The organism is Salinarchaeum sp. IM2453, from assembly GCF_019693215.1.
Lineage (GTDB): Archaea > Halobacteriota > Halobacteria > Halobacteriales > Salinarchaeaceae > IM2453.
In genome coordinates, this window is record NZ_CP081183.1 from 739994 (window position 1) to 761808 (window position 21815).

General features: G+C 48.1%; 20 protein-coding genes. 8 read left to right on the top strand and 12 right to left on the bottom strand.

Annotated features, from left to right (window positions below):
* The first annotated feature begins 142 nt into the window (after positions 1–142).
* A complete protein-coding gene (locus K0C01_RS03475; protein ID WP_221170656.1) occupies positions 143–1339 on the top strand; it encodes a protein kinase domain-containing protein in 1197 nt (398 codons plus the stop codon).
* On the top strand, positions 1332–2057 hold the full coding sequence (locus K0C01_RS03480; RefSeq protein ID WP_221170657.1) for a hypothetical protein: 726 nt from the start codon (positions 1332–1334) through the stop codon (positions 2055–2057). The genes K0C01_RS03475 and K0C01_RS03480 overlap by 8 nt, the downstream gene beginning before the upstream one ends.
* A 79-nt stretch (positions 2058–2136) precedes the next feature.
* Here the strand turns inward: K0C01_RS03480 and K0C01_RS03485 are convergent, their stop codons facing one another.
* Complete coding sequence (locus tag K0C01_RS03485) at positions 2137–4233, bottom strand: OB-fold nucleic acid binding domain-containing protein (protein ID WP_221170658.1); 2097 nt, start codon at positions 4231–4233, stop codon at positions 2137–2139.
* 187 nt (positions 4234–4420) lie between these two features.
* Here K0C01_RS03485 and K0C01_RS03490 point away from each other — a divergent pair, with 187 nt between their 5' ends.
* Both K0C01_RS03490 and K0C01_RS03495 read left to right on the top strand, forming a co-directional pair.
* On the top strand, positions 4421–5137 hold the full coding sequence (locus K0C01_RS03490; RefSeq protein ID WP_221170659.1) for a metal-dependent hydrolase: 717 nt from the start codon (positions 4421–4423) through the stop codon (positions 5135–5137).
* A gap of 162 nt (positions 5138–5299) precedes the next feature.
* Positions 5300–5749, top strand: coding sequence for a DUF5799 family protein (locus K0C01_RS03495; protein WP_221170660.1), 450 nt, complete (start codon positions 5300–5302; stop codon positions 5747–5749).
* 4 nt (positions 5750–5753) lie between these two features.
* Here the strand turns inward: K0C01_RS03495 and K0C01_RS03500 are convergent, their stop codons facing one another.
* The 3 genes from K0C01_RS03500 to K0C01_RS03510 all read right to left on the bottom strand — a co-directional run bounded on the left by K0C01_RS03500 (position 5754) and on the right by K0C01_RS03510 (position 9811).
* Positions 5754–6731, bottom strand: a complete 978-nt coding sequence (locus K0C01_RS03500; protein ID WP_221170661.1) for an isocitrate/isopropylmalate family dehydrogenase — start codon at positions 6729–6731, stop codon at positions 5754–5756.
* A 105-nt stretch (positions 6732–6836) separates the two neighbouring features.
* Positions 6837–8417 (bottom strand): acetolactate synthase large subunit, encoded by a 1581-nt coding sequence (locus K0C01_RS03505; protein ID WP_221170662.1) that lies wholly within the window; start codon positions 8415–8417, stop codon positions 6837–6839.
* Positions 8414–9811 (bottom strand): NAD-dependent succinate-semialdehyde dehydrogenase, encoded by a 1398-nt coding sequence (locus K0C01_RS03510; RefSeq protein WP_221170663.1) that lies wholly within the window; start codon positions 9809–9811, stop codon positions 8414–8416. Before K0C01_RS03510 ends, K0C01_RS03505 begins: the two co-directional genes overlap by 4 nt.
* 96 nt (positions 9812–9907) lie before the next feature.
* On the opposite strand from K0C01_RS03510, the gene K0C01_RS03515 reads away from it, so the two are divergent.
* Positions 9908–10132: a hypothetical protein gene (locus K0C01_RS03515; protein WP_221170664.1), complete on the top strand. Its 225-nt coding sequence runs from the start codon at positions 9908–9910 to the stop codon at positions 10130–10132.
* Between the two features lie 49 nt (positions 10133–10181).
* Here the strand turns inward: K0C01_RS03515 and glmU are convergent, their stop codons facing one another.
* The 8 genes from glmU to K0C01_RS03555 all read right to left on the bottom strand — a co-directional run bounded on the left by glmU (position 10182) and on the right by K0C01_RS03555 (position 20011).
* The gene (gene glmU, locus K0C01_RS03520; protein ID WP_221170665.1) at positions 10182–11372 is read right to left on the bottom strand and encodes a bifunctional sugar-1-phosphate nucleotidylyltransferase/acetyltransferase; all 1191 of its coding nucleotides are present in this window, start codon (positions 11370–11372) and stop codon (positions 10182–10184) included.
* A 62-nt stretch (positions 11373–11434) separates the two neighbouring features.
* Complete coding sequence (glmM, locus tag K0C01_RS03525; protein WP_221170666.1) at positions 11435–12757, bottom strand: phosphoglucosamine mutase; 1323 nt, start codon at positions 12755–12757, stop codon at positions 11435–11437.
* An 84-nt stretch (positions 12758–12841) separates the two neighbouring features.
* Positions 12842–13459 (bottom strand): 3-isopropylmalate dehydratase small subunit, encoded by a 618-nt coding sequence (locus K0C01_RS03530; RefSeq protein WP_397541154.1) that lies wholly within the window; start codon positions 13457–13459, stop codon positions 12842–12844.
* An 8-nt stretch (positions 13460–13467) separates the two neighbouring features.
* Positions 13468–14931 (bottom strand): 3-isopropylmalate dehydratase large subunit, encoded by a 1464-nt coding sequence (gene leuC / locus K0C01_RS03535; RefSeq protein WP_221170668.1) that lies wholly within the window; start codon positions 14929–14931, stop codon positions 13468–13470.
* The gene (gene ilvC / locus K0C01_RS03540) at positions 14924–15937 is read right to left on the bottom strand and encodes a ketol-acid reductoisomerase (RefSeq protein ID WP_221170669.1); all 1014 of its coding nucleotides are present in this window, start codon (positions 15935–15937) and stop codon (positions 14924–14926) included. Before ilvC ends, leuC begins: the two co-directional genes overlap by 8 nt.
* Positions 15938–15993: 56 nt before the next feature.
* Positions 15994–16659: an acetolactate synthase small subunit gene (gene ilvN / locus K0C01_RS03545; protein ID WP_221170670.1), complete on the bottom strand. Its 666-nt coding sequence runs from the start codon at positions 16657–16659 to the stop codon at positions 15994–15996.
* Positions 16660–16676: 17 nt separating this feature from the next.
* Complete coding sequence (gene ilvB, locus K0C01_RS03550) at positions 16677–18446, bottom strand: biosynthetic-type acetolactate synthase large subunit (RefSeq protein WP_221170671.1); 1770 nt, start codon at positions 18444–18446, stop codon at positions 16677–16679.
* Positions 18447–18805: 359 nt separating this feature from the next.
* Entirely contained in the window at positions 18806–20011 is a 1206-nt protein-coding gene (locus tag K0C01_RS03555; RefSeq protein ID WP_221171186.1) for a LeuA family protein, read from the bottom strand.
* A gap of 186 nt (positions 20012–20197) precedes the next feature.
* Between K0C01_RS03555 and K0C01_RS03560 the strand changes: the two genes are divergently transcribed.
* The 3 genes from K0C01_RS03560 (at position 20198) to K0C01_RS03570 (ending at position 21802) form a co-directional block, all read left to right on the top strand.
* Positions 20198–20539, top strand: coding sequence for a DUF5779 family protein (locus K0C01_RS03560; protein ID WP_221170672.1), 342 nt, complete (start codon positions 20198–20200; stop codon positions 20537–20539).
* A gap of 145 nt (positions 20540–20684) precedes the next feature.
* The gene (locus K0C01_RS03565; RefSeq protein WP_221170673.1) at positions 20685–21365 is read left to right on the top strand and encodes a hypothetical protein; all 681 of its coding nucleotides are present in this window, start codon (positions 20685–20687) and stop codon (positions 21363–21365) included.
* Entirely contained in the window at positions 21365–21802 is a 438-nt protein-coding gene (locus K0C01_RS03570) for a JAB/MPN domain protein-containing protein (protein ID WP_221170674.1), read from the top strand. Before K0C01_RS03565 ends, K0C01_RS03570 begins: the two co-directional genes overlap by 1 nt.
* The last annotated feature ends 13 nt before the right edge of the window (positions 21803–21815 follow it).

Consider the following 21815-nt stretch of genomic DNA (forward strand, 5'->3'; position numbering starts at 1 on the left):
TCGCCGCCGTTGGCGGGGGCTTGAGGAAAGTAGCTTAGCGCCTGCTATCAGCTAAAATCAGCTAAATGTATTTATACTATTAGAAATGTAGTACCAAACACTAGAACAGTTTTCAAAACAACCGTAATGGAGAGAAATATAGATGATTTCTGGTAGTTCACCTCTTGATCCGGATCAGATTTCGGAGTTAACCTCAGATGAGCTCCGACAACGCATGTCAGAGTTAGTGTACTGGATTGAGGATGGAACAGCAGATAAACGGGTGACAGCTGCATGGGGACTATGCCAAGCAGCAACAGAGCATCCAAAGTTAGCAGATGAAATCCGTCATCAACTTAGACAGATAGCAACGAAGGAAGCAGACCTTGTCAGACAGTGGCTACGACAGCAGTTTCCACAGCAAATACAGCGGCGAGGGACACCACGTGACTGGCGAACTACGGACCCATTAGTAGGTGACAAAAAAGAGCTATCGAAGATACCGAAGGATAAAGTTGTCAAGGAAAACCGGATCACACTGGGGGTAGATCAGACAGACGTCGCTATTGAGAAGGTGATGGAACGGCTCAATAGTAGCAGTTATACTAGAACCTACGTGGTTTTAATTCGAGAACAGAATAATCGACAAGCTGCACTACTGCGCACCTATGTACCACCAGAGAAAACTCCAGGAAAAGAATTCAAGCAGCAATGTAGGACAGCATTTAATGGATGGAAGCAGGTAGACGATCATCCACACATTGCCACCGTATATGATTACGGAGTGTCCCCACATCCATGGATTGTCATCGAGTATGCAGATAGTTCATTGATTTCAGCAGAGAAGACATCAGTTGTAGCAGCGCTGGAAACAAGCTACCGGTTAGCAAAAGCTGTTGCACACGCACACGAACGAGGAATAGCACATACTGCAATTGATCCATCACAGGTTATGGTACAGGACGATGACAAGGAGTTAATCGTCGGATTTGGCATTGATACTGTTCTCAGTAGTGTGGATAATACAATCTCGACTGACCCCCGGTTTGCAGCGCCGGAGTACTTTGGAGAGCAGTATGGACAACGAGACTGGGCAACAGATATCTATCATCTTGGCACGACGTTTTATTACATCTTAACTGGAGAGATACCAGCAATACAGACAAAAATGCAAACGACAAAGCAGGCACTTCGGTCAATTGAGCCACCATCAAGCATTCACGAAGATATCCCAGAAAGTACAGATAGGATTGTGCAAAAAGCACTGGCAACGCGAAAGATCAGGCGGTATGAATCAGCTGATGAGATGTGTAAGGATATCAGAGACGCAATGGCAACAGTAAGAACCGATCATGACTGAGATGTTTGGAACCGTTAGCACCACATTATCAGATGGCGGGGCATTGACGATACTGATTGGATATGTACTTCTTGTGATCGTGAGTGCTCGTATGGGAATACTTTCATGGCGTGCCAGTCGTCGCGCTGGTCGGCCACAAATCGGCCTGTGGCGATATTTTCTGTTTGTCGGGCTCGCCGGGAGTATAACGGGCTTTGTTGGACTTCTTGAACTACTAACGGCGATGAGTGGGATGACTGCTGTGCTATTACTCGGAGTTGCAGTCTTGCTAGCGTTGACAATGCGAGAAGCGTACTACACAACCACACTATCAAATACGGAGACAGAACGCTTTGGACAATTCCAGTTCCGGCAGGCAGGAGAAATACTATTAGTCGTAGTAGTACCGATTGCAGCAATTGGTGTATTTGTAACTAATTCACCAGTTATAACAGGCGCAGTTGCCATCGCTGCACTCATTGCCATCGGATACGGCGTCTACTTTCAGCAGAAGCGAATACGTGAGCCAGCTACTCGAGGGACACTGATTGACACGTTATTACGACAGTCATTACCAGTACTAGTATTCACGGGGGCGGCAGCAGTAGTCCCGCTCTTCGAGCAAATGGAAGATGGTGCTGCAATTAGTTATGCAGCAACAACAGCATTTGTACTCCTGAGCGTTGGATTTTTGTTATCAATCTCGCTCAAATTAAGCCAGCATCTAACAACCCGCTAGCGCACTAAGTGAGTGAAGCAACAAAAAGAACGAGCTATTTGTTGATTTTTCTAAGCGAATACAGGCCGGTTGAGATCAGTTATTGTGATCCAACTTCGTTTGCAATTGCTCCAACGATTGCATCAAGTGCATCCTCACGAACACCAGAGAGGAACTGCACATATCCATCTTTGCCACCGACACCAGAGACACTCGGAACAACTTCTGAGGCGCGATCAACGATTGCCTGCAGATCAATCGTTTCGGTCGAACGAACGTGGAGTTCATCAGTTCCATATCCGAGCGTAACAAGTGGTCCGCCGATCTCGGTTTGTTCCTGTCGATGAAGTTCGTCTAACAGAAGTTCTGTTGGTGGATAGTCAAATCGATGGGTGAAACTATCGGTATCGAGTTTCAGGAACGTCACACCACCAGACTCTTTCCGGGATAGATTTTCACGAGCAGGCTGAAGGCTGGTCTCAAGCCGCTCACGGGACTGCTCAGCAATGTGAGCAACAAGATCATCAACCTTGCCAAAGAGAAGATCCTGTATTAGCTCGCGTTTGTCATTATATGACTGATAGTGCGCTTCAAGTGCGAGTGCATCTTTGAGTTGCCGACGGTAATCCTGATCATAGCCTGCTGATTCGGCGGCTGTCTCATATGCGAGAACACCATCATGCCAGTAACTAATTGCTGGAAGATGCTGCAGATCATCAGCAATCTCATCGTTGATTGTCGCAGCGACTGCCGTTGACATAGCGGTTGTCGTCAGTTGCTCGTTAGTTGCTTCAACAAGGTGTGGATTAACAACGGCCTCTGCCGCAGAAGTGATATCATCAGCCGGTCGGGTGTCGTCAATAACAACGCGATTAATGTTGTAGACATCAAGCATTTCGAAGGCATCTTTAGCCTCATTCGTGCTACCAACACCAACGAGCACCATCAGTGGTTTTCGCTCTCCGTAACGTTCGCATGTCTCAAGCGCATTTGAGACGTCGCCTGTGACAGAGGACATACCGTAGACGAAGTTGTCGAGTGGTCGTCGTTTGAAGTAATGGTACTCAGCGTCACTTCGGGAGTGTTCCTCACGAATCAATGGGAGCGCAGCCCGTTCCAGTGCAGCACCAGCAGCATATCCATCAATCGTCGCTGCATGACGAACGATAACCGGACGGGCATTCTTGATAGCTTTCCGGATAACAGTTGCAGCCTCGTGAATATCTCGCTCAAGCACGGAGGCAGGGTCATCTTCAATTGGATAGGTCACCTGATCTGGGCGAACAGCTTCGCTGATAGCTGACTCTATTCGACCAGCAACGGCATCACGCTCTTCACCAGCAAGCTGGAGAATGGTTTCTGTCTCAACTTGAATGTCGTCATGTCGATATTCGACAACACCATCAAGTCGGACATAGTCACCGACGTCAATCTCGGGGAATGCACGAACACCAGCACCTTCGAATGCAGCACATTCGATAGTTCCTGTCTCATCACGAACCTCAAAGAGTGTTGGTCCACTAGTTTGTCGGACACCAGTTACTTCACCTTCAACACGAACAGCATCGTTAACGCGATCAGAAAGTGAGCTGATCGTCGCGATCTCAAAGTCTCGGCCAGACTGTTCAGACGATGTGTCTGGCTCGGGCTGGTCATCAGACTCTTGTTCAATAGGACTTGCTGGGCCATCTTGAGAGACCTCTTCAGATGAAGTCTGAGACTCAACGTCCGTAGAATCAGGTTCGACGGACGGCTCAGATTCCTGCTGTGTTGTCTCCTCGTCTTGCTGTGTCGTCTCCTCATCTTCAGAACGGTCATCGTCACGCCGAAGGTCACCGTTTGGCGTGTCAACGAGACTCCCACGGAATTCATTAACTGCCTGTCGAACAGACCAACCAAGATCAACGTTACCATTGTCGCGGATGTTTTTCACCTGGACATACACCGTATCGCTGACTTCCCAGTCGAGACTCTCGATACGCTGGTCAAGTTCATTGCGGTGCAAAAGCCCGGTAACGCTATCGCCAATGTTGATGAAGACACCAAAATCAGCAAATCCATCTACTGTACCACGATAATATCGGTTGGGCGTCAACTGATGCGGAGAGTCTCCTTCAAATATGAAGGCAACGTCTTCTTCATGAATAGGACAAACTTCCCCATCAGTTGAGGAGCCACAAATGATACACGAACCCATTTGCGGAAAATCAATAGGTCCGGCCTAAAACTGTTGTCGAAATGTTCGTCAACTATTGTCGGATCTCATAGGACAAAAATAAGATGTACAGGCAAAAAATTCCTATAAACTAGGAAATAGTCTATATGACAGGTAAAATATGATTTGTTACAGGACAGTTAATAAAGTTCCGTGAAAATACATAGATATGGAACTCACCTGGCATGGACATTCAACCTGGGCTGTAACAGTTGGAGAAACAGAGTTTTTAATCGATCCATTTTTCGATAATCCACATACTGATCTGTCGCCAGAATCGATGGAAGATCCAGATTATATCCTGTTAACGCATGGACACGCGGATCATATTGCACACACAGGTGTTTTTGATACATCGACAGTTGTCGGAGTACCAGAGCTAGTTGGCTTTGTTGAAGACGAATACGAAATAGAGGATACAATAGGGATGAACATCGGAGGAACAATCGAATGTGGAGATGCATATGTAACAATGCATCGTGCCGATCACACAAACGGTATTGAAACTGGATACAATCAATCAGCGGGAATGCCAGCCGGCTATCTCATCAGTGACACAGATCCGACAGCGATGCCGGCAGAAGAGGGAACAACATTCTATCACGCAGGAGATACCGGACTAATGAGCGAGATGAGAGATGTCATTGGGGAATACTTACAACCGGATATCGCGGCATTACCAATTGGCGATCACTTTACAATGGGCCCAAAGCAAGCCGCGATTGCCGCGGATTGGTTAGATATAGAGTATGCACTTCCAATGCATTATGATACATTTCCACCAATTGAAATTAACCCAGAGCGATTTGAGCAGGCTGTTGAGAAGGTAGCGTCAGGGACAACCGTCAAGGTCATAGACGGGGATGAGACAGTAACTGTAGACTGACATCAGCATCGCAAATCGACAGAGATAGCAGGCAGAGTGTCTTCGGGCATGCCTTCAGAGCAGATTATCTGATCTGGCTCCCGGAAGGAGCATTGCGGATTTGCTTTTTCTGCCGTCTGGCGGCCGCAATTCTGATAGGTGCAACACACTATCTCATTATCAATGGCAGATTGGACTGATCAGTTTATCGGTGACAGGATGGCAGTTGACCAAGAGTTCTCTGACCGGATACAAAGCTCATCGTTTACGACGCAAGAGTGGGGAACAATTATGACAGCTGTTGAGTTTGTGATCGAGAGTCCAGAGGACCCAGAGTCAGCAACGCTTGTTGCAAGAACAGATGACATCGAACATGTGTTGCCGGCACTTGAGGATATGCAAGGGCCAATGGGACCAGCTGCCCCCGAATCATCTGGACAATCCGGCTCTGGCGGAATTGTCTCACGAATTCTGGGGTCACTCGGTATCGGGGAAGAAGAAGAAGAAAAGATCGATGAAGAGCAACTACAGACTGCAAAGCAGCTTGCAGACGAATATGCAAGTGCATTTGAGGATCATCTAAAAGAGCAAGAAAAGTGGGAACAAGCCTGTAGTGTGGCTGCAGAAGAATGAGAGACTACAGCTCTTCGATTACGGCACTGGTGAATTCTGAGGTTGTCGCGTCGCCACCAAGGTCAGGCGTGACAGGGCCAGATGCAAGAGTGGATTCAACCGCCGTGCGAAGTTGATCTGCTTTTTCAGGATAGTCCAGGTGGTCTAGCATCATTGCGGCAGAGAACATCGTTGCCGCCGGGTTTGCAATATTTTCCCCAGCAATATCAGGGGCAGAACCATGGACCGGTTCGAAAAGAGCATTGTCATCTCCAAGGTTGGCACTTGGAAGTAGTCCTAATCCGCCAACAAGGCCGGCAGCCAAGTCAGAGAGAACGTCACCAGCAAGGTTTGGACAAATAACGACACCAAACTCTTCAGGATGCATAATAAGATGCATTGCTAATGCGTCCATCAACACAGTATCGTAGGCTGCACCTTTCTCATCTGCGACTGTCTCAGCTGCTTCAAGGAATTGTCCGTCTGTCGTTCGCATTACGTTTGCTTTGTGTGCAATTGAAATAGAGTTATATCCCCGGTCGGCTGCGTACTCAAATCCAAACTCAGCAATTTTACGCGAAGCGTCTTCAGTGATAACACGAGTAAGTGTTGTAACTCCGTCCGTGATCTCAGACTCAATGCCGGAGTAGACGCCTTCAGTATTTTCCCGGATAAACACAAGATCCGTCTCAGGCTGAAGTGCGTCTGTGCCTGGATACGCACGAGCAGGTCGAACGTTTGCAAATGATCCAACAAGTGATCGAAGTGGCAAAATAACGTCGGCCGCTGTTTCACCAGCAGCACCAAATAAGGTCGCATCAGCGTCGGTAACGATTTGTTTCGTGTCTTCAGGGAGTGCAACACCGCGTTCTTCTTTGACGTGATCGCCAGCCTCAGCCTCGACAAATTCAAGATCGACAAGATGATCGAGAACGTCGGTTGTTGCTGGAACTACCTCCTGGCCAATACCATCGCCCGGAATGACAGCAACTGTCTCTGTCATAGAGACAATGATGATAGTCTATTAAAATAGCATTCCGATTTGTCTCGTTGGACAGGCAATCTCAGAGTTAGTTAGGCATGATACTGACAGAATACTAGAAAGAGACTATGTTGGGAGCGGGACCTCTACTAGATCCATTTCGTCAGAAGGCACAACAGATTTGAGGAGGTCTTCAAGCTCATCCCACGATTCAGGACGATATCCATTGATACCAAAGCTTTCTGCAAGAGTTTTGAAATCAGGGTTCGTCAGTCGGGTGCCAAAGCTTTCGCTTGTCGACTCGATTTGTTTCTTCGAGATCAACCCATAGTCATTGTCATTAAACAGGAGGATAGTAAATCCAAGACCAAGCCGCTTGGCTGTTTCAATTTCAGCAGCATTCATCATGAAGCCGCCATCGCCGGTAGCTGCAACGACATTAGCATCAACGGCCATATCGGCAGCAACACCACCAGGAACGGCAATTCCCATGCTTGCTAGACCGTTCGAAATGATACATGTCCCAGGCTCGTATGTCGGGAAGTACTGTGCAATATCCATTTTATGACTGCCAACATCGGAGATAAGGATATCGTGATCTCCCATTGCTTCGCGAAGATATGGTAGTGTCTTTTTTACGGAAAATGGTTCATCAGAATCAGGGAGCCCATAGGCATCTACCATAATCGGCTCGCGGTAGTCTTTACACCAAGTTGGACCAAGTGGTCCATCGATCTCCGCCATAAGCGATCGAAGTGTAGCTGAGATATCAGCGACTAGTTCGACATCTGGGTTGTAATGACGGTAGACCTCAGCAGGTTCACTGTCGATGTGGATGATCCGCTTATCAAGGTCTGGATTCCACGATTTTGGATCATGTTCGGCAATATCATATCCAATTGAAACAACACAGTCGGCTTTAGACATTGCATCAGAAGCCTCATCATTTGCCCCCGAATCAAGCGTCATAAGTGAGCAGTTAATTCTGTCCGAAACAGCACCCTTACCCATGTATGTGGCGACAACGGGCATTCCGGTTTGCTGAACCAATGCTCGAAGTCGTTCGGCTGCTCGGGTTCTGACTGCGCCATTACCGGCAAGGATCATCGGAGAGTCACTTCGCTTAAGCAACTCAACAGCACGTCGGACAGATTTCATATCTGGATCTGGACGGCGGACACGGGGTCGTGTTGGAAGAGGACGGGAATCATATGATTCTGTAGCAACGTCCTCTGGGAATTCAAGATGCGTTGCACCAGGTTTTTCCAGCTCTGAAAGCTTGAATGCTTTTCGTACTGATTCGGGAACCACTTCAGCTTCGGTAATTTGCGTGTTCCACTTGACAACCGGGTCGAAGATATTAACGATATCAAGGGCTTGATGACTCTCTTTGTGGAGTCGCTCACGGCTTCCCTGACCTGTAATTGCAACGACAGGAGACTTGTCTAGTTGGGCATCTGCAATACCAGTAATCAGATTTGTTGCACCGGGGCCCAGTGTTCCTAGGCATACACCAGCGTTACCAGTAAGGCGGCCATGCACGTTAGCCATAAACGCCGCTCCTTGTTCGTGGCGAGTAGGAATGAACGTGATATCCGAATCACGTAACGAGAACATCAGATCTTCAAGTTCCTCACCAGGGACGCCAAATACATGCTCAACACCCTCTGCCTCAAGGCTTCGTACGAGAAGGTCAGATGCCTTCATTCAATTGTCACCTCATCATCCTCTTGGGTGGATGGTTGGACCCAGACAGTCTTCCGATTGACGAATTCTTTAATTCCGGCTTCAGAGAGTTCACGACCGTAGCCAGAGATGCCTACACCGCCAAACGGAACGCGAGGATCAGATTTGACGAGTTCATTAATATATACGCATCCAGCGTCAATCTGCTCTGCAACATTTTGCCCTCGCTCGAGATCATTTGTCCAGATGCTCGCGCCAAGGCCAAACTCGGTATCATTTGCAAGTGCAATCGCTTCGGACGGATCTGAAACGCGATAAACAGCTGCAACAGGGCCAAATGTCTCCTCGGAGTCAACAGGACAGCCGTCTGGAATCTCGGTTAGGACAGTTGGAGGATAGTAAGCTCCCTCGCGATTTAGAGGCTCACCTCCAGCAACGACATTTGCTCCCATTTCAACACTTTTCTGTACCTGCTCGTGGAGATCCTCGAGTAAATCAGGACGTGCCTGTGGACCAATATCTGTTTCTTCTTCCATTGGGTCTCCAATTGTCAGCGAGTCAATTTCATCAAGGAATCGATCAAGGAAGGTATCATAGACATCATCTACGACAATGAACCGTTTGGCAGCAATACAGGATTGTCCACCGTTTTGATTTCGAGCCCAGACACCGGTTGATGCTGCTGTATCGAGATCAGCATCATCAAGGACAATATATGGATCACTTCCACCGAGTTCTAGTACAGTTTTTTTGAGGTGTTCACCGGCAGTGGAAGCAACAGCTCGTCCAGCTGGACCACTTCCAGTAAGCGTTGCTGCTTTGACTCGGTCATCGCTAATTACAGAATCAACTTGATCAGAGGAGATTAACAAGGTTTGAAATACTCCTTCTGGGTATCCAGCTTTCTCAAATATCTCTTCGATTGCAAGTGCACTGCCTGGGACATTGGATGCATGTTTAAGCAGACCAACGTTACCAGCGGTGAGATACGGTGCTGCAAAACGGAAGACCTGCCAAAACGGAAAGTTCCACGGCATCACCGCAAGAACAGGACCAAGTGGAGCATGCTCAGTCCGGGCAGTTGTTCCGGGGGGACTTGGGTGAGTTGTCGAATCGACATAAGAGCTCGCATGTTCGGCATAATGTTCACAGACCCAAGCGCATTTCTCGACTTCAGCGCGGGCTTGTGTAATAGGTTTCCCCGTTTCTGTCGTCATCTGCTCTGCATATGTCGATTTGTTATCGCGTAGTACATCCGCAACATTAGAAAGCAACTGCTCGCGCTCTCGGATTGACCGGGAGCGCCATTCCGTAAACGAAGAACTCGCTTGCTGAAGTTTTTCCTCAACTTCTTCGGATGTATGTTGCTCATAAGAAGTTACCTGCTTCTCAGTTGCAGGATTAATAACATCCATGCAATACAGCAAGGGGCGAATCAAGGTAAGCGTTCGGGGAGGTCAATAGGTTATGTCGCAATGATTTATATGTTGGCTGGGCAAATAGTAGAATGTATGTCATTGCAACGGATCAAGCAAGCGCTAATGTTAATTGGTCTACTAGCCGTCCTCGCTGTTGTGGCTATGGTCGGCCTAATTAGCTATCTGTGGTGGGACACCCGAAACACAGATGTTGAGGCCGACTTCGATACTGACTTTGAGACGGATTATGACTTTGAAGAGGACGAATCTGATGAAGAAGAGTTAGCCGAAGCCGACGATGAAGAAAACGACGAATAACTGGCAGAACAGTTAACCCACTCTTTTCATCATATAACGGTGGCAATTATTATCGATCAGACAAGACAGTCTCTCCCGGGTTGGTAGTTGATTGTTCAGATAACTTGACGCCGGCATTCAGGCTAGTATTGATCCCGGTTTTCGTGTTAGCACCAACAATAACACCAAGTTTTCGGCGGCCGGTATCAATGGATTCGCCTTTGATATTTACCTGAATATTACCGTCATCATGTCGTAAGTTAGCGACAGTGGTTCCAGCACCAAAGTTAACATTCTCTGCTAGAATTGAGTCACCAACATACGAAAGGTGGTTTACATTGGTTCCGTTCATCAAGATACTGTTTTTAATCTCAACAGCATTGCCAACACTTGCATTTTCGTCGATTACGGTCGCACCACGAAGATATGAGTTGGGGCCGACATCAGCACCAGATCGGATAACAACAGGTCCCTCAATGTAAGTCCCAGATCGAACGCGCGCATCTTCTTCAATGACAACCGGGCCATGGATATGGACGTCGGACTCGACTGTCCCTGTCAGGTCGCGACTGAGAGTTGAAAGTTCTGTTTCGACTGCTTCAAGTAGTTCCCACGGACGACCAACATCAAGCCAAAGCCCGTCATATTCAGCGAGATGAATAGTCGTTCCGTCAGCAATTAAGTGTTCAATTGCATCAGTAATCTCATATTCACCGCGAGGGCTGCGGTCAATTTCTGTAATTGCATCAAAAATATCGGGAGTAAACGCATACAAACCAACATTAATTAGGTTAGATGGAGGATCGGATGGTTTTTCCTGGAGATCAGTCACAGTGCCGTCAGTAACCTCAACGACGCCGTAAGATGTCGGATCTTCGACGGTCGTTGCCGCCATGGTATGGCCGTCTGCTGCGGCTAACGAATCGATTAGTTGCTGGTCAACCATCACATCTCCATTGAGTACAAGGAATCGAGTGTCGACAACTGGGCGCGCTTGCTCAATTGCGTGAGCAGTTCCAAGAGGAGATTCTTGATGGACATATTCAATTGGCGTTGATCGGTATTCATCACCAAGTACTTCTTTAATGTCATCGGCACGATAGCCAACGACGATCACAAAACGATCAACAACAGGAAGACATTGATCTAGTAGACGCTCAATAAGGGTTCGTTCGCCGATCGGAAGCAATGGTTTAGGACGAGAGCGAGTCAGCGGCCGCATTCGCGTGCCTTCACCAGCAGCGATAATTACTGCGTCCATGTGATGGAACACATACTCAACAAAGAATAATGATTTGATCAGTAATTTGAATTGGAGACAAACTACCGATATGTTTGGAGGATATCTCGGGCCTCGGCAAGTAACTGATCGGCCTTCTCAGAGCTTCGTGATTCTGCAGTCAAGCGGACTAAAGATTCTGTCCCACTTGCGCGAAGGAGCATCCATCCATCGTCTGTTTCAATTCGAACTCCGTCAACACGAGTGACCGAGTCATATTGCTGTGCGTGATCTGCAATCTTATCCATGATTACGTGTTTGTCATCGACAGAATGACTTTCACGCCGAAGGGGATATGATGGAATTTCAGCGACAATATCCGAGAGAGGACCACGGTTAGCAACAAGATCTGCAAGCCTGATCGCTGCTAGTGGCCCATCTGGGCATAAAGTTTCTTCAGGCCAAATCCATGCACCACTCGGTTCACCGCCGAAGACAACCTCAGAGCGTTTGGCTTCTGTGGCAACGTATACATCACCAACTTTTGTCCGAACAATATTTCCTCCAGCTTGTTCGACCGTATCCTCGACACTCAGGCTCGTATTGATCGGAACAGCAATTGAGTCTCCGGGGGAAACAGCTTCTCGGGCAAAAAGAGCAAGAAGAGCGTCTCCAGTAACAAAGGAACCAGTTTCATCAACCGCCATCATTCTGTCTGCATCGCCATCATGTGCAACCCCAAGGTCTGCATCAGTAGAAGCAACATGTTGTCGAAGGACAGTACACGCCTCGGCAGTCGGTTCAGCTGGCCGTGCTGGGAACTTTCCATCGGGGTTTGCGTTCAACGTATTAACCGTACACCCGAGATCCCTGAACGCTTCAGCTGTGATTTTACCGACTCCATTACCAACGTCAACGACAACAGAAAGTTCACCAATATGATCACTAACAGCAGCATCAACTAACGCTGATCGATGACGACGATGAGCAGCCTGGGTATCAACGGTAGTAGCACCAACGCTGTTCCAAGATGGATTAAATGACATTTCATCAGATTGGACAATCTCAGTGATTCGCTGCTGTTTCTCTTCGTCAAAAGCCATCCCATCACTGTCCCAGAGTTTAATTCCATTATCGGTTGGAGGATTATGCGACGCTGTAACAGCGATACCAACGTCTGCATCAGTCCATGGAACATTTCGGGCAATTGTCGGTGTCGCTGCGTAACCAATACTGATAACATCAGCACCGTATTCTCGCGCGCCAGCCGCAGCCGCATCAAGAAGTACTGAGCCGGTTGTTCTGGAATCTCGGCCAATAAGGATACAATCGGCCCCATTAATCGCAACAGCGCGTCCAATCTCAAGCGCTAAGTCCGCCGTAATCTGCTCCCCAAATTCACCTCGTACACCACTTGTGCCAAACATATCTGAATGCTACAATAGCAAGCATTACAGGTGTTTCGAGGGAGACACAAAAATAGTGACTAGCAGGAGATCTCAAATTAACGATCAGGAGTCAACAGTGTGCCCATCGACATATGGAAGATCAGCTGCTGTCTGTTCAACCTTAGAGAGGTTAGAATACATGAGCGTTGTTGTATCCCAGATTCCTTCAACTAATGCCTCCTGCATTGCTTGATCAATATGAACATCAATTTCGGTGTCATTATACGCAACAACGGCGTTCTCGACGTCGATAGTAACAGACTCTTCAGGATTTGCCTCAATCCAGTCCTGAAGCTTGCTGACAGTCTCGTGGTCAGTTGTAACAGCCGGGATGCCAAGTGACTTGCAGTTGTCTTTGAAGATTTCAGCAAACGATTCACCAACGACACCATCAATTCCCCAGCGCATCATGGCCTGTGGAGCATGTTCGCGGGATGAACCACAGCCAAAGTTGTCATTAACAACAGCGATGTTTGCACCAGAGTGGACATTTATTGGATGGTCGTTTAGCTCACCATCTTCATCGCGCCGAGCATCATAGAACAGATAGTCATCCATCGACTCGAATGTTACTTCCTTCATAAATCGAGCCGGTAAGATTTGGTCAGTGTCAATATCATCACCGCGAATCGGAACACCAGGACCAGTAACGGTCGTAACGGCCAGAGATTCAGATTCCATGTCAGTCATTAGTCAGCCACCTCCTCAGCATCCTCAGTGACAGGTTGATTTGTTGGACGATTCGTAAGATGTCGTACATCAGTTACTTCGCCTTTAACGGCTGCTGCAGCGACCATTGCTGGACTCATCAATACGGTTCGTCCATCTTTGGACCCCTGCCGGCCGATGAAGTTTCGGTTTGAGGAGGACGCACAGACTTCATCGCCAACAAGAGAGTCGTCGTTCATTGCTAAGCACATCGAGCAGCCAGCACGGCGCCATTCGAACCCGGCGTCAATGAAGACTTCATCGATGCCACGCCGTTCAAGTTCCTTACGGACAGACTCGGATCCAGGAACAGCAAGTGCACGAACATCATCCGCAACAGTTTTGCCATCAAGAATCTCAGCGGCTCGTTCAAAGTCTGAGACACGGCCATTGGTGCAGGTGCCCAAGAAAGCAACATCGATTGGGAACCCGTCCATGGTTTCGCCTGGTTCATGGCCCATATGGTCATATGCTTTTTCGGCTGCCTCCTGCTGTGTTCGAGAATCAAGCGAATCTGGTTCAGGAAGTGGCTCATCAATTGCGACAACTTGCCCAGGGTTAACCCCCCACGTTACCATTGGTTTGAGGTTGCCAGCATCAATTGTAACAACATCATCATATTCAGCATCTTCATCAGAGCGAATTGATTCCCAGTATTCAACGAGTTCATCAAAATCGTCCCCACCAGGAACGTATTCACGTCCCTGAAGGTACTCGTATGTTGTTTCATCGGGATTGATATATCCAGCGCGGGCACCACCCTCAATTGACATGTTACAGATGGCCATACGACCTTCCATGTCAAGTTCTTCGATTGCTGGACCACCATATTCGTATACGTGTCCAACACCACCATCAACGCCAAGCTTTTCGATAACCTTGAGGATGACATCTTTCGCATAAACATCCTCAGGGATCGATCCATTAACCTGAATACGGCGAACTTTTTGTTTGTCAGCAGCGATACAACCGGTTGCCAATACGTCCCTAATTTGGCTGGTTCCAATCCCAACACCGATAGATCCAAATGCACCGTGGGTAGCTGTATGCGAGTCACCACAAGCAACGACCATGCCTGGCTGTGTGAGTCCAAGTTCTGGTGCTACGACGTGAGTGATCCCTTGTTTGTCTGAGTCAAGTCCAAAGAAGGTAATCCCCGCTTCGGATACATTCTCTTCAAGCGCAGACAGCATTGTCTCAGCCTCATCGTCGTTGAGTGGGCGTTTGCGTTTTTCAGTTTCTGTGGGGACAATATGATCTGTCGTTGCAAAGGTTCGGTTAGGATAGGCAACCTGTAGGTCTCGTTCCTTGAGCATTGAGAATGCTTGCGGGCTAGTAACCTCATGCATCAAGTGAAGACCAATGAACAACTGGTCTTGACCATTCGGCAGTGTAGTCACTCGGTGACGCTCCCAGACCTTATCATATAGTGTATTTTCACTCATTGTCTTCTTCCCATGCAAACAGTTCACGCAGGCGTTCACCTACGTCTTCGATCTCACGGTTGCGTTCCTGTTCATACAGCTGCTTGTAACTTGGACGGCCAGTTTGATTCTCATTAATCCACTCTCGTGCAAATTCCCCATCTTGAATTTCTTCAAGAAGTTCCTCCATATTCTCACGAGCAGTCTCATCGACAACTTCTTCACCACGTGAAAGACCACCATATTCGGCGGTATCGGAGACAGAGTCCCACATCTCTGCAAGTCCGCCCTCATACATTAGGTCAACAATAAGCTTGAGCTCATTGAGACATTCAAAGTATGCAATTTCTGGGCTGTATCCATTTTCAACCAGCGTATCGTAGCCGGCCTTAACAAGCGCAGTTGCGCCACCGCAGAGAACAGCCTGTTCTCCAAAGAGATCAGACTCAACCTCTTCTTGGAATGATGTTTCAATGACACCAGCACGGGCACAGCCAATACCTTGTGCATAAGCAAGCGCTTCATCAGCCGCTTCGCCGGTCGCGTCTTGGTAGATAGCCATCAAAGCAGGGGTTCCTTCGTCTTGCTCATAATTTCGGCGAACAAGGTGTCCAGGGCTCTTTGGTGCCACCATAGTCACGTCAACATCTTCTGGTGGTTGAATCTGGTTGTAGTGGATATTGAAGCCATGTGCAAATTGCAACGTGTCGCCGGGCTCAAGGTTTGGCTTGATGGCCGTTTCGTAAACATCCGGCTGAACGGTGTCTGGAAGCAGTACGGAAACAATGTCAGCCTGTTCAGCAGCAGAGCTTGGTGTTGCAACCTCAAGACCGGCATCACGAGCTGCCTCGCGTGAAGAAGAGCCTTCACGAAGACCAACAACAACATCAATGCCAGAATCATTCAGATTCTGGGCGTGAGCATGGCCTTGACTTCCATAGCCAAGTACAGCAACGGTTTTGTTTTCAATGTTCGAGCGATCCGCGTCGTTATCATAGTATACGGGTACAGTAAATTCGTCTGTCATAATTATTTGCTATCGGGTTGGTAATCGTACAGCACTATTTTACAAGCATCGATTTGTTAGTCGTCAGCCTCAACGGGGGGGAGGTTATCAACTTTGGCATTCCATTCATCTTCAACAGGCGCAGTCCAGTCGGTACCACGTGCAATTGCCGCTGTTCCAGTACGGGTAACTTCACGGACACCGAACCGTTCAAATGCATCGACAGCAGCATTCAGCTTTGGTCGGCTGCCAGTGATCTCAACGGTTACAGTTTCTTGGCCAGCATCAACAGCTTGTCCACCATACATCTCTGCAACGGATTGGACAGCATCGGGACTCTCAGCATCAACCTTAATTAAGGCGAGTTCGCGCTGAACAGCATTATCCTTGAGCTCACGAACAGCAATCACAGGGACAAGCTTTCGAAGTTGTTTTTTTGCCTGTTGGACGCCAGGGCGAGGTTCTTCAATAACGAGGGTAATCCGTGCCTGAGATGGGTCTTCAGTTGGACCAACAGTCAGACTCTCGATATTGAACTGCCGGCGGCGGAAGAGGCTAGCAACCTGTGCTAGAACTCCGGGTTTATGCTTAACTAGCGCTGAAAGTACAGCGCGTTCTGGGTCTGGACTAGCCTGTGCATCAGGGTCAATACGAATACCCTGCTTATTACGGCGTCCACGAGGTTTGGGTCGTTCATCAGGAGCCGGTCCTTCTAACGCTTGGGGGTCACTTTCGTCACTCATTGTTCGTAATTGTTTAGTTAAAGTTGGTTCTTGGACAGTGCGAACTCAGCGTTGTTACCGCCGCTTGGAACCATCGGATAGACGTTTGCTTCAGGGTCGATGCGTGCATCAATCACGGATGGGCCGTCATACTCGACTGCTTCTTGGATGGTTTCTGCAACCTCGTCATATTCTTCGATGGAGAAGCCAGCAGCACCAAAAGCTTCAGCGAGCTTATCGAACTCTGGCATCCAGTTGTAGTCAGACGCAACATGTCGGCCACCGAAGAACGCGTCTTGCCACTGTCGGACCATGCCAATGTATTCGTTGTTCAGAACAACATACGTGATATCAAGATCCTCACGGACCGCCACAGTAAGTTCCTGAATTGTCATCAGGAATGACCCATCACCATCAAATCCAATGACGGTTTGGTCATCGTCAGCAGCATATCGAGCGCCGATTGCTGCTGGAACGCAATATCCCATTGCTCCGAGGCCCTGTGAAGAGACCCATGTTTGAGGTTCCTTATATGTCCAATATTGACAGGCCCACATTTGATGCTGTCCAACACCAGTAACGACAATGGTATCATCATCTGTCGCTTCGTCGGTTGCTTCAACAACGAACTCTGGTTGGACGGGACGATCATCGGGGGTTGGGTACCCCATTGGGAAGTTGTCTTTCCAATCCATAACCTGTGATCGCCAGTCATCGATAGCAGGGTCAGTATTCATCTCGTCGGTTATAGCCTCAACTGATGCACCCGCATCCCCGACGACTGGGTAGTCGGCCTTGATATTTTTGGAGATTTCTGCCGGATCAATATCGATATGGACAACTTCGGCATTTGGAGCAAACGTTTCAATGCCGCCAGTTAGTCGATCGTCAAACCGGGTTCCAACTCCAATCAGCAGATCACAATGAGAGATAGCCATGTTAGCGTATCCGGTACCGTGCATGCCGGCCATCTCAAGTGACAACTTGTGGTCTTCAGGGAAGGATCCAAGACCAGGCATTGTGGTCGTAATAGGAATCCCATACTCCGTTGCAAATTCGCGGAGTTCCTTGCTTGCTTCAGACTTAATAACACCGCCACCAGCAAGGATCAATGGCTTATCAGCTTGCTCAATTGCGCGAGCAGCATCCTCAACTGCACCGCGGTCCGGCTCTGTCCTGTACTCATAAGTGTCTGGCGTGGACGGAACATCTGGACCTTCGGAAACCTCAGTTGTTGTCACATCTTTTGGTAGGTCAACAAGCGTCGGTCCGGGCCGACCCTCTCGTGAAAGTGCGATAGCTTCGCCAACATCGTTGCCGACTTCCTCTGGGTCAGCCGAGAAGATATTATGTTTTGTGATTGGATCGGTGATACCTGTCGTATCCACTTCCTGAAATGCATCATTTCCGACAAAATCTGTAGCCACTTGGCCTGTTAGAGCAACAACCGGATCTGAGTCCATTTTTGCATCCGCAATGCCAGTAATCAGATTTGTCGCACCAGGGCCAGATGTAGCCATGCACACACCCGGGTCATTTGAGACCATACCGTATCCATCAGCGGCATGTGCAGCACCTTGTTCGTGGGCCATAGTAATGTGGTTGAGCTCGTCAGAATAGTGCAGTTCATCATAAACCGGCATGATAGCACCACCCTGGATACCAAACAGATACTCGACATCAGCCTGCTCAAGTGCTTTAATGACTGACTCAGCACCGGTTGAAACCTCGTCGGTATCAGCTTGCTCGTTGTCTGCCTGTTCTGCTGCCGTTTCTGTTTCAGGGCGAACGTGTGCTTGCTCGCTCATGGGTGGTCACCATATAGTTTGAAAGTAGTTTGCGAACGATACTGTCGTAAGTTGTTAGATGTATGATTCATTGGTAATGGGGTATTGGATGGTTGTTGAAAACCGTCGAACGTTACGTCAGGTGAAAATAGTTGGTGAGGGGCTATGCAGCCCCTACAATAATAGCTACAGGAAGTACACGAGCAGCGTCGCTGTTGGAGATGAGAGAACTTCCAACGAACTGACGCTGATTCATTACCTGTAAAGGATGTCTCTCTACTCTTTAAGCTTTCGTAATTATTTTTGTAAATACTCTCAGCTTGACGATGGACATCTACCGGTCGCTTTGCGAGTTTGATCATGGCAAGTATTCTACTGGATTAGGCGTGGATTTCGTCTTCCTCTTCGCGTGGTACTCCAATTTCGCGTGCAAACCGTCGGAGTTCCTCAACCGTGACTCGGTTTTTCTCCGCACCATAATCCTTGACTCGCCGGGTAACCGCTTTGACCTGTTCTTCTGATGGGTCAAAGCCAGCCTCAGCGAGCCGCTTCCGGACTGAGTTAGTTCCGGTGTGCTTGCCAAGTACGAGTTGACGTTCTGCCCCGACCATTTCAGGAGTCATAACGCCAGGCTCGAACGTGTCGGAATTTTCAATGACACCAGCGGCGTGAATACCACTTTCATGTGAGAAGGCGTTACGACCAACAACGGGCTTGTTCGCAGGGGTGGGAACATCGCTTTTTTCCTCGACAACGCGAGAAAGTTCAGTAATACGGGTTGTATCAATCCCAGTATCAACCTGATATAGAGACTCAAGTGCCATTACAACCTCCTCGTAGGCTGCGTTACCAGCGCGTTCACCAATCGAATTAACTGACACCTGAGCCTGATCTGCCCCAGCTTCGAAACCAGCAATAGCATTAGCCGTTGCCATCCCGAAATCGTCGTGTGCGTGTACATCAATGCGAGCATCGGTGTGTGCTCGCACTGTTTCAATTAAATCGTACATACGCCGCGGAGCGGCAACGCCTGTTGTATCAGGAATATTAATCCAGTCGGTTCCTGCCTCGGTTACGGCTTCAATGACTTCAATTAAGAATTGTTCGTCAGTTCGCGTCGCATCCATCGGTGAAAACATACAGGTCGCACCTGCATCGACAATCTGTTCGACAGATTTGACGGCTCGTTCCAATACATCCTCACGGGTTGCATGCATTGAGTCTTCAATTTGCACATCACTTGTCGATACAAACGTATGGACCATCTCAGCACCGCTGTCAAGCGCAGCTTCGATGTCTTTCTCGACCACACGCGCCAATCCAGCAACAGTGGTGTCTGTGGATTCAGCGATATCTTGTACAGCTTCAAACTCGGCATCAGAATTAACTGGGAAACCAGCCTCAATGACATGCGTTCCCATGTCGTCGAGCAACGCGGCTATTTCTCGTTTATCTTCGTATGAAAACGAGGTACGTGGTGACTGCTCACCATCACGGAGTGTAGTATCAAAAATCCGTGCGTCATCAATCTCGTTAGTTGAGTCCAGCGTGCCCTTGAAGAACTCGACCCCCCTGACTGGTGTCAGAGGACGTGTCGTTGTGAGACATTGTAATAAGACAGTTGATGAGTATACATTTAAATCTAACCATCGATTGTCAGGTGTGTGAACATTTCTAATTTGGTTAGAAAGCAGAAATATTGCACATCCCAGAGAAAACAGCGAAGGGCAAAGAACCAACAATCCTGATTACTAATATATCAGTAAGTGACTATGAGCGATTTCGGCCTTGACTTACAGACGGTTGAACAAGAAATACAAAATCAACAAGACGCCACGGCTCGTGAAGATGAGAAAACAAAAAATACAGAAGACACAGGTGAGGAAACCCGTCGTATTGTCCTTGATGTATTAGATGGTACGGCAAATACTGACGAATGGACATCATTAGTACAATCAGGAACACCGCTGGTACTTGCTGTAGAGGGTGACATCGAAGAAGGCGCTTCACCGTTCGTTCGTGAGATAGTTGAAATGGGTGGAGATATCGTGCATTTTCGATCGTTCCTCATTGTTGTTCCACCAGAGGTCGAGATCGACAATAGCCGGCTCTGATAGCTACGTACAGGAGTACTACGACAATTGTTAGTTCAGAAAGAATCGATTTTAGCCCCCATTTACGACATCCAGTTTGTGCTAATTTGATTGCAGCACGGGGATGCATTTACCATGTGTCCACACATATATGATAACAAGAATCATGGCGAATCATGATGACTCCGCAGAATTAGCAATTGTTGGATCATTTAATGGAAATATGACATGGATGGCCTATCCAGAAGAAACAATGGAACGTGCAAGTCACGTGCTGGAAGACAAAGGAGAGCTCTGGATTATCGATCCTGTTGATCAGTCAGGACTTGACGAGGAGTTATCTGACCGTGGAGAAGTCAAGGGTGTCGTGGTACTGCTGGATCGGCACAAACGAGATGCAGCAGAGATTGCAAAGCGATTTGATGTACCAGTATATGTCCCGGCAGTGATGAGTGATATCGAGACAGAAATTGACGCCAAGACAGTACAGTTTACTGGGGAGCTTGCGGAAACAGGTTACCTGTCACGTGTTATTCTTGATACTCCATTCTGGACCGAAGTCGCATTATATCACGATCAAAAGCGGATGCTAGTTATCCCAGAAGCAGTCGGAACTGCCTCATATTTTCTAGCAGATTCAGAGCGACTTGGTGTTCATCCGATGTTGCGGATGACCCCTCCCCGGGATGCCCTACGTAATATAGATCCAGAACGAATCCTTGTTGGTCACGGCAGACCGATTCTAGACAACGGAGAAACAGCATTAGAGGAAGCATTGGCGGGTTCAAGGAGAAATGCCCCGGGGCTTGCCGGAAAGACAGTTAAAAACTTTATATTTGGTAGATAATGAGCAAGACAGTATATATTACAGAAGGACTGGTCAAGGCACTGTTAGAGATCGCAAGCCGCCAAGATCCTCAACCAGTCTCAGTTGATCTGGGAGCAACGAAAGCAAGGGAATATAACGATGTATCAGATAAACTCGGTGCAGAGACGCTGATTCTGACGGACATGTATATGCCAACAGACCAGCAGTCGGTCAGTGCCGTGTTCGGCATGGACATCTCCACTCCTGCAGGCCGGACATATGGTCGGTTTGTTTCTCATCCAGATGGAACGCTCGGTCTCACAACAAAGGATAACTTACATGAGATTGTGATTGTTGCAGTCCCTCCGTGGAATCAAAAGCAAATTAAGGCATTTGATCGGAAGGGAAAGGCCATGTCGATGGAAATGTTAGATGTGGATCTGCCAGAGAGCGAAATTGATCTCAAAGGGCATTGATGAATATCAATCA

Excerpts from the sequence above, each read along its gene's own strand:
- ilvN (WP_221170670.1), bottom strand. The coding sequence starts at position 16,659 with ATGAGTGACGAAAGTGACCCCCAAGCGTTAGAAGGACCGGCTCCTGAT.
- K0C01_RS03565 (WP_221170673.1), top strand. The coding sequence starts at position 20,685 with ATGGCGAATCATGATGACTCCGCAGAATTAGCAATTGTTGGATCATTT.
- K0C01_RS03505 (WP_221170662.1), bottom strand. The coding sequence starts at position 8,417 with ATGAAGGCATCTGACCTTCTCGTACGAAGCCTTGAGGCAGAGGGTGTT.
- K0C01_RS03490 (WP_221170659.1), top strand. The coding sequence starts at position 4,421 with ATGGAACTCACCTGGCATGGACATTCAACCTGGGCTGTAACAGTTGGA.
- K0C01_RS03500 (WP_221170661.1), bottom strand. The coding sequence starts at position 6,731 with ATGACAGAGACAGTTGCTGTCATTCCGGGCGATGGTATTGGCCAGGAG.
- K0C01_RS03570 (WP_221170674.1), top strand. The coding sequence starts at position 21,365 with ATGAGCAAGACAGTATATATTACAGAAGGACTGGTCAAGGCACTGTTA.
- K0C01_RS03475 (WP_221170656.1), top strand. The coding sequence starts at position 143 with ATGATTTCTGGTAGTTCACCTCTTGATCCGGATCAGATTTCGGAGTTA.
- K0C01_RS03495 (WP_221170660.1), top strand. The coding sequence starts at position 5,300 with ATGGCAGATTGGACTGATCAGTTTATCGGTGACAGGATGGCAGTTGAC.
- ilvC (WP_221170669.1), bottom strand. The coding sequence starts at position 15,937 with ATGACAGACGAATTTACTGTACCCGTATACTATGATAACGACGCGGAT.
- K0C01_RS03510 (WP_221170663.1), bottom strand. The coding sequence starts at position 9,811 with ATGGATGTTATTAATCCTGCAACTGAGAAGCAGGTAACTTCTTATGAG.
- K0C01_RS03485 (WP_221170658.1), bottom strand. The coding sequence starts at position 4,233 with ATGGGTTCGTGTATCATTTGTGGCTCCTCAACTGATGGGGAAGTTTGT.
- K0C01_RS03530 (WP_397541154.1), bottom strand. The coding sequence starts at position 13,459 with ATGGAATCTGAATCTCTGGCCGTTACGACCGTTACTGGTCCTGGTGTT.
- K0C01_RS03480 (WP_221170657.1), top strand. The coding sequence starts at position 1,332 with ATGACTGAGATGTTTGGAACCGTTAGCACCACATTATCAGATGGCGGG.
- glmU (WP_221170665.1), bottom strand. The coding sequence starts at position 11,372 with ATGGACGCAGTAATTATCGCTGCTGGTGAAGGCACGCGAATGCGGCCG.
- K0C01_RS03515 (WP_221170664.1), top strand. The coding sequence starts at position 9,908 with ATGTCATTGCAACGGATCAAGCAAGCGCTAATGTTAATTGGTCTACTA.
- glmM (WP_221170666.1), bottom strand. The coding sequence starts at position 12,757 with ATGTTTGGCACAAGTGGTGTACGAGGTGAATTTGGGGAGCAGATTACG.
- ilvB (WP_221170671.1), bottom strand. The coding sequence starts at position 18,446 with ATGAGCGAGCAAGCACACGTTCGCCCTGAAACAGAAACGGCAGCAGAA.
- K0C01_RS03560 (WP_221170672.1), top strand. The coding sequence starts at position 20,198 with ATGAGCGATTTCGGCCTTGACTTACAGACGGTTGAACAAGAAATACAA.
- leuC (WP_221170668.1), bottom strand. The coding sequence starts at position 14,931 with ATGAGTGAAAATACACTATATGATAAGGTCTGGGAGCGTCACCGAGTG.